The sequence below is a fragment of the Aerococcus sp. L_32 genome (genome assembly GCF_050689315.1).
This window is the reverse complement of the sequence record NZ_JBOEQF010000432.1, coordinates 1-1,614: the sequence shown is the minus strand read 5'-3', so window position 1 is coordinate 1,614 and position 1,614 is coordinate 1. Positions and strand designations below refer to the sequence as shown.

The window sequence follows — 1,614 nt, the reverse complement described above, 5'->3', positions numbered from 1 at the left end:
GGCCTTTACAGCGCAACAAGGTTTTATCCAATCTAATCTTGGCATTGATTACCTGATTAACCAAGATAGAGCTGCAGCCAATGATATTATTCAAGTCATCGATTACCCGTCAGCAACCTTTGTGGAGCCTTTTTATCATAACCGTATGCACCTGATTAAAGTGCGGATTATGGAGAAGTCACGGATCGTCAACCAATATATTCGAGACATTCGCCGTAATATTCCAGAAGTGATTGTGGTGGCAGTTGAACGTAATGGAGAGACCCTTATTCCAGATGGAAATGCAATCTTATTAGCAGGGGACTTTGTGGAGATTTTCGCCAAACGTGAAGCTTTACAGGACTTTTTCGTTGCTGCTGGCCATAAGAAAGTCAAACGATATAGATCCGCCTTAATCGTCGGGGGAAGCCGGATTAACCACTATCTAATTCCAGTCCTACATGCTAGGGGGATTCATACCCGTTTAATCGAGCTAGATAAGAACCGGGCTTCTGAATTGGCCAACCAATTTACTAATACAGAAGTCATCTATGATGATGGAACTGACCAGTATGTCTTAAATGAACAAAGAGTAGAAAATTTTGACCTCTTGCTGACTTTAACCAACTCAGACGAAGAGAACTTGATGGTGTCTTTATACGGGAAAAATGCCGGCGTTCGCAAAACCATTACCAAGGTCAACCGACCAGGCTTAATACGCTTGATTGATGATAGCAAATTAGACGTGATTTTATCTCCTAGAAAGGCTATTGTAGACGCGGTAACCCGTCATGTTCGCTCAATTGCCTCTAGTCAATCTGACAAATTAGAAAACTATGCCCGTTTATCAGACAACAAAACAGCCGTTCTAGAATTCGTCTTGAGCCCAGATTGTAAAATCCTTGACACACCGATCAAAGATATGACTTTTAGACCAGGTTTGATGATTGGTTTAATCGTCCGTAACAAGGAAATGATCATTCCAAGTGGGGACGATGCCTTTATTCCTGGTGACCATGTCCTAGTTATCGATACCGAAGACCAAATTCGGAACTTTAATGACATCGTTGTGAAGAAGAATAGGAGAGATGGCGAATGAATTGGTCCTACATCCAATATTTAATTGGCCGGCTACTCATGGTCTTGTCGCTACTGATGCTGCCATCATTATTAGTAGCCGTTATCTACCAAAACGAAGTCGAGGTTATCTTAGCCTTTGTCATCTCCATGATAATTACCTTTATTGTCGGTAAAGTCATGTCCTTTAGACAACCAGAGAAAGACGTATTCTTTGCCCGAGAAGGTTTCGTCTTAGTCTCCTTATCCTGGTTTTTGATTTCCATTTTTGGGGCCTTACCATTCTATTTGTCAGGCGCTGTCAATTCCTACGTCGACGCCTTATTTGAAGCGGTATCCGGTTTTACTACCACTGGGGCCAGCGTCCTAGTCGACACACTTGATGTATTGCCCGAATCCTTGATGTTCTGGCGGTCCTTTACCTTATTGGTAGGGGGTATGGGGATGTTGATCTTCCTCCTTTATATCGTCCCAAATATGGGGGCAAAAGGGGTATACGTCATGCGAGCGGAGTTGCCAGGACCAGCGACAGGTAAGCTTGAATCTAGGGTCTCTTCA

General features: G+C 43.1%; 2 protein-coding genes. Both read left to right on the top strand.

Annotation, left to right across the window (positions count from 1 at the left end; all coding sequences use genetic code 11):
- Nucleotides 1-1,078, top strand: a 1,078-nt coding sequence (locus ACRCJ0_RS13670) for a TrkA C-terminal domain-containing protein (RefSeq protein WP_431390778.1), incomplete at its 5' end; no start/stop codon positions are given.
- Nucleotides 1,075-1,614 (top strand): potassium transporter TrkG (locus ACRCJ0_RS13665; RefSeq protein ID WP_431390777.1); only part of this gene is annotated, 540 nt, incomplete at its 3' end. The genes ACRCJ0_RS13670 and ACRCJ0_RS13665, both read left to right, overlap by 4 nt.